Annotated in this window: 2 protein-coding genes, 2 tRNA genes and 1 pseudogene; 2 read left to right on the forward strand and 3 right to left on the reverse strand. The window is 29.8% G+C overall.

Annotated features, from left to right (window positions below; all coding sequences use genetic code 11):
• Positions 1-2 precede the first annotated feature (2 nt).
• Positions 3-4,046 (reverse strand): T9SS type A sorting domain-containing protein, encoded by a 4,044-nt coding sequence (locus GQS58_RS16150; protein WP_166387808.1) that lies wholly within the window; start codon positions 4,044-4,046, stop codon positions 3-5.
• Positions 4,047-4,433: 387 nt separating this feature from the next.
• Here GQS58_RS16150 and GQS58_RS16155 point away from each other — a divergent pair, with 387 nt between their 5' ends.
• Positions 4,434-5,906, forward strand: a complete 1,473-nt coding sequence (locus GQS58_RS16155) for a helix-turn-helix transcriptional regulator (protein WP_166387810.1) — start codon at positions 4,434-4,436, stop codon at positions 5,904-5,906.
• A 63-nt stretch (positions 5,907-5,969) separates the two neighbouring features.
• Positions 5,970-6,111: pseudogene (locus tag GQS58_RS17355) on the forward strand (transposase); the annotation flags it as partial.
• A gap of 115 nt (positions 6,112-6,226) precedes the next feature.
• On the opposite strand, the gene GQS58_RS16160 reads toward GQS58_RS17355, so the two are convergent.
• Positions 6,227-6,299: transfer RNA gene (locus tag GQS58_RS16160), tRNA-Met, on the reverse strand.
• Positions 6,300-6,518: 219 nt separating this feature from the next.
• Positions 6,519-6,591, reverse strand: a tRNA-Met gene (locus GQS58_RS16165).

Raw genomic sequence — 6,591 nt, forward strand, 5'->3', positions numbered from 1 at the left:
GGTTAGTCTATAATTATTTTTTTAGAAACAGATTTTCCTTCGGTAGTAACTTTAACTAAGTAAACTCCTTTAGAAAAACTACTTAAATTAATAGGACTGTATTTATCTGTGGATTGGTTTTGATTTAAAATAACTTTGCCATTAAGATCAAATAAATCAATTTTTAAAGTTCTTGCATTTGCTCCTTTTATTTGTAAGAAATTATTCTGATTATAAATCTGAATTTTTGTTACATCATTAGAAATTACACTTAAAGCCCGTGTAGAAAAATGTACATAAAAACGTCCAAAACCACTAACATCACTACTTAAAGTTAAGGTATAGTTTTTGGTATCGCTTAACTCATAAGAGCTACCAGTTTCTTTATCTTCTAAGTAAACCTTCATTCCTTCTGGTAAATTACTATTTAATGCAGAAAAAGTAATTTTCTCATTTGCTTTACCTTTAAGGTTTAAAGAAATTACTTGGTTTTCATAATTGTTATTAGGTATTGTTTGAATTGTATAATCTGTATCTGTAGCATTATCTAACAATTTAGTTGTTAAATCAAATTCTGAAGAATTAAAATTGATGATATCTTTACCTGCATCAAAACCTACAGTTGCATTTTCAGAAAATAAAACACCTGTATTTACCTTTAGGTTTCCTTTAGCAACATATAATTTTATATAAGATGTTGTTTCTGCACTTTTATTAAAAGTACGATTTCCTGTAAGCGCTGTTTTAGTTCCTATTTTAGTGTTATTAAAAACAACCATTTCATCGGTTCCAGAAGGTTTCATTTTTATAAAAAATCCTTGACCTGGAGCTAATACTTTAGTCGTTGTAGATTCTGCAGAGTAAGCAACATATTTTGCTTGGCTATTTTCCCAAACATAAACTGCAGGAGCATCTATAGCTAATTTAGCAATATTATCTTGTATAAAATCTCCAGAAGTACCTTTATTTGCTGGGTAAAATGCTGTATAGGGATTACCTATTGCCATCCATTTACCATGTGTAGCAGAAACATTTAAGGTATTTGTTTGTAAATTTCCCGTAAAAGTAACTTCTCCATCGGTTCCTCTAGAAACAGAATATCCATTACCCTTTTCAAATGCTACTGCGGCACCTACATTTACATCAAAATATTCCCATTTTTCACCAGTTGCATTTGCATCATTATATTTTGCAATTGCATATCTGTTTGGATCTGTACCTGTGTTTGTGTTTTTTCTGATATCATTAGCTGTATTTAAAGCAAAATCTTTTACTTTTTGTCCTGTTACAGGAGGCGTAATAAGACTCCATTGAGTAGCTAATAAACCACCTCTTACATAAGTTATGTTACCAGTACTGTTTCCTTTTACAATTAAAGTTCCACTATCAGTAGCATCAGAATACATAAATAAACCACTATTTGCAGAATCAAAATTATTTTCAATTGTTAAATCAGCATTTTTATAAATATCTAAATATCCAGTATCTGCAATTTCTAAAGAGTTTGCAACTGCACCTTCAGAATCTAAAACTACTTGTTCGCCTGCTTTTATTATAACATCGTCTACATTAGTAGGTAAATTTTTACCTTCCCAGTTATTTGTTGTAGACCATTTAGAACCATCTATATTATCAAAATATTTTTGATCATTATATACCCACATACCTCTACCAAAAGTACCTACGTATACGTTACCATTATTTGCACTTATTTTAATATCGCTTATTCTTACGCTTGGTAAACCCGTTCCTAATTTAGACCAATTAGTTGTTGAGTTGTCTGTAAAGTAGACACCAATTTCAGTTCCTAGATAGATTGTTTCATTCGTTTTATTTGGGTCTAAAATAACTTTAAACATAGTTATGTTAGGTAAATCACTACTTATATTAGTCCAAGTATTTCCATTATCTAAACTCTTATACACCTTTTTACCGGCTTCGTAACTTTTTACGGTTGCATAAACCGTATTGGTGTTAGGTACACCATATATACTATTAATTGTTACACCAGCAGGACTTGTAATTGTAGACCAAGTTGCACCATCATCTATACTTCTTTTAAGTGTAGAAGCTTCTGCAATTTCTCCAATTGCAAATATTCTAACAGAAGAATTGTTTAGAGAAACATCTAGAAATTCTGTTTTTGTTAAGCCAGAGTTAAGCATGGTCCAATCGCTAATACCAACACCACCTCTATTTGTAGATTTTTTAACATCTCCGTGCCCCGCATAAATAGTTGCGGCATCAGTAGGGTGTAATGCTAATGGAGAAATAAATGCTGCATTGGTTGCATCTGAAGGTAATACTTGTATTGCATTTTCATAATGTAGCGCATAACCATCATCTGTTCTGTTTAATTGACCATTGGTTCCTCCTAAATATCTAATAGCAGGGTTTTCTATATCAATAGCTGTACCTGTTCCGTCTCCTGCTACTGCAGCAACCCATTGTTGAACTCCATTTTTATATACTTTAGAAAAACCATCGTTATCTTGATTAGCCATCATGTAATCATCACCATTTAAACCATGTGTAATAGCAATATTATAAGATTGTGTAATAATTAAGCCACTAGAAATATCTGGGAAATCTGCTTCTGAAGTTGGTGAGAAAGACCCCATTCTAAGTCCTGCGTCATTTCCGTTAATAATAGTAGAATTATCTTTAAATAATAAAAAGTGATGATCTGCATGTACGTGAATTTGATCTTCTGGTGCTGGGTTAGTATATGCATTTAAAACAGGAGAAAAAGTATTTCCATTATCTGTAGATTTCCATCCTTGTACACCACCAACCATTAAATTCATTGGGTTTGTTGGCGAAACAGCAATACATTGTATATACCCTTGTTGAGAATCAAAAGGAGTAGGAGTACCGTTAATAAGTGCTGTAACATGTATAGATTTAACTAAGTCTGCAGCAGTATTATCAAAATCAAAATAATATTTTTTAAAATAACCATTTTGATCTATTCCATAAAAATACTCTGTATCTGCCGGCGTAGATGCAAGTCTTAATTTATTTGCTGTAGGGTAGTCTCCTGCTACTGCTGGTGCTGCTGCCTTTAGAACAGGGTGTTGTATAAAACTAACTCCGGCATTAGTAGAATACCATATTCCTCCCCAGACATCAGAAACCACAATTTTGTTCGGATCATTTGGGTGAATAACCAATGATTGAAATTCTTCATTATAACTATATGGGTGCGTAAATGTAGCGTCGGTCCAAGTATCTCCATTATTTGTAGACTTTCTTATTCTATCATTTGTTAAAGCGTATAAAATTGATGGATTATTTGTAGCGAATGCAATATCTCTAATGTACTCATTTTGACTTAATGAAAAACTAAAATCTGGTACAACAGTCCAAGTGTCTCCAGCATCTGTAGATTTAAATAAACCTATAGAACTAATATGACCACTATCTCTATCTCCAGTTGCCATATAAAGAATATTTGTATTGTTTGGATGAATTAAGATATCTGTAACGCCCATACCAGCCAAATTATCTGTTTTTGGCACCCAAGTAGCTCCTTTATTTGAAGTTTTCCATAAACCACCTGCAGGCGTACCTACATACATAATATTATCATTATTAGGATCTACAGCCACAACATCAACTCTACCAGGTCCTGGGTAATCAAAGTTCTCATTTTTGTTTACAATTGCTGTTGGTCCTATTTGTAACCAAGGTTTTGTTGTAGAGGCCGTTTTAGCTTTTGTAGTAGAAGAAGTTCTAGCGCTTGTATTAGAATTATTTACTAGTAAATTTAAATACTCTTCTTTATTAACTTGGTTCTTAGGGAATGTACCGTTAGAGTTTACTCTATCTTTCCAGCTCCAAGCCCAACGTTCAAATATTTTTCTAGTTTTCTTTTCTAATCTAGTTTCTACAGTTTTAGAATTTCTTCTTTTTTCTACAAACTGCGCTCTAGTTTTATTTACAATCTCAAAGAAATTACTATTTTCTTTGGAGGCCTCTTTTTTATAATTTATTTTTTGTGCGTTTACTTGAATGCAGCCAATAAAAAATAAAATAAAATATACTTTGTGTACTGTATTTTTCATGTTTTATTTTGTGTTAAAAAAATGTTAACACAAATATCTTCTTTTTATTTGATTTTGTATTATGAAAACATTGAGACAGAGTAAAATAAGACTACGCATTAACTACGCAAACATAGTTAAATAGGTTTTTTTAAGGCTATACAAGGTAGGTAGGTGTTTTTTTTATTATATAATAATTCGTTTTTCAACGAAATGATAAAAGTAATTATATCTTGCTTTTTCTTTTTGCTTTAGTACTTTTGTTGAAAGCGATTTTAATAGTAATTTTTTTAATATATTTTTGTGTCAAATTTATTTAGGTTTTTCTTTTTTCTTTTAAGTGTTCAATGCTATGCGCAAAAAACTGATAATATTTATTTAAGGTATCTAGATTCTGCAAGTAATAGAATGGATAATTATCCAAGGATATCAGAAAAATTTTTAGATTCCATACCTAAACCTTTAGAAGAAAATATTAAAGGACAAATTGCAAAATACTATCATCTTAAGGCAGTATTAAGTAGTCATTTAAATCGTCAGGCAGAGATATATCATTATAATATTCTTTCTTTAAAATATGCAGAAAAAGAAGAAAATTACGAGTTAGCTGGTGCTGCAAGTATAGAGTTGTTCTATAACTTATATATTGTAAAAAAAGAGACCAGCTCTTTAAATTATCTTAAAAAGGCAGAAGAGTTTTATACTAAGGATAAAAACAAAGATGGATTAACAGATGTAATGCAAATGAAGGCTTACATTGAACTTTATAACAAGAATTATAAAAAAAGCAACGATTTAATTCTGCCTAAATTAGATTATTATAGCTCTATAAAAGATGATTCTTTCTACTATTTATATGCATTGTTTATGACAACTTTAAATTTTAGTTACCTAGATGATGATATAAATCGTGATAAATATTACGCCCTTTTTAAAACACTAGAAAACGATACTACTATTTCTCCTTTGCTTTTTAACATACACGATGTTACTTTAAAACTGATTATGGTAGAAAAATTTTTAGGTGAAAAAAAACTAGACGCTGCTTTGTTATCTTTAAAAAAAGCAGGTGAGTTGCATGCCTATATGAACAATTCTGATAAAGAGAATTATTACACCTATTATATAGACTATTATAAGGAATTAAAAGATGCTAAAAATGAAAATAATTATATAGACTCTCTTAAATACCTCCATGAAAATTTAGTTAAAGAAAATATTGATGCTAGTTTTAATATTAGTGAATCCTTTTTAGAAAATTCTAAAATTTTAGAAGTAGAAACAAATAAAAATATTTTAAATAGAAATTGGATTATTTTTTTAATATCCTTATTAATTGTAACTATTATTTTCGTAGCTATAAAATATAAGAGTCTAAAAAGAATTTTAAGTGATTTTACAAAACGTAGAAAAGAATATTCTTTAATTGAAAATAATCATGACAAATTAAAGTTAAAAGTAAAAGGTTTAGAAAATTATATAGTAGATTTAAAGAAAGAAATTAAAAATATTTCTTCAATTACAAATATAGACGATCAAAGAAGTAAAATTAAAGATCTTCATAAAGAAATTCATCATAGCTCTTCTGTTCTTTTAGAAAAAGGAGAAGATCATTTAGATTTAATAAATAATCTTAATGTAGAGTTTTTTAATAAAATGTCTCTAAAACATCCAGAGTTAAACCCTTCTGAAGTAATTATATGTTACTATCTATTTATGGGGTTTAAGAATAAAGAAATTGGTGTTTTTTTAAATACATCTGTTAGGTCTGTAGAGAGTAAAAGATATAGAATTACAAATAAGCTAAATGTTAAAAAAGAAGATTTTAAATTGGTAGATTATTTGATAGAAAGCTTTAAAGATACTGCTACTTCTAATTAATAAAAATAGTTAAGATTAATTAACCTGAGATTTTAAAACTTACACAGTTTCAGACAGTACTTAATTATCAACTATTTTGACAATAGAAGTACAAAATGCTTCCGCAGAATCTTTTAATGCTAAAATCAAGGCCTTTAGAGCACAATTTAAAAGGATTAGAGACATCAAATTTTTCCTTTTTAGACTCTCAAATATTTATGCCTAATTTCTAAATCCCACAACTTTTGGACTTGATCCTTGATCCTTGATCCTTTTTAAGCTTAATTTATTTAAATTTAACGCAAAAAAAAGAGTAATCATTGCTGATTACTCTTTGATAGTAGCGGGAACTGGACTCGAACCAGTGACCTTCGGGTTATGAGCCCGACGAGCTACCTACTGCTCTATCCCGCGTTGTACTTCGAAAATAACAACTTAGCTTTTAACTTTCGAATCATAAAATCGATTAGTTATTTCCGGCTGCAAACATACAACTTAATTAGAGAATTACGATCTTTTTAAATAAAAATTATAAATATATTTTTTATTGATACTTGATCCACAAAAACCAACTTTAAAAATAAAAATTTAACGCAAAAAAAAGAGTAATCATTGCTGATTACTCTTTTATAGTAGCGGGAACTGGACTCGAACCAGTGACCTTCGGGTTATGAGCCCGACGAGCTACCTACTGCTCTATCCCGCG

This window comes from Polaribacter sp. 11A2H (genome assembly GCF_011379025.1).
GTDB lineage: Bacteria > Bacteroidota > Bacteroidia > Flavobacteriales > Flavobacteriaceae > Polaribacter.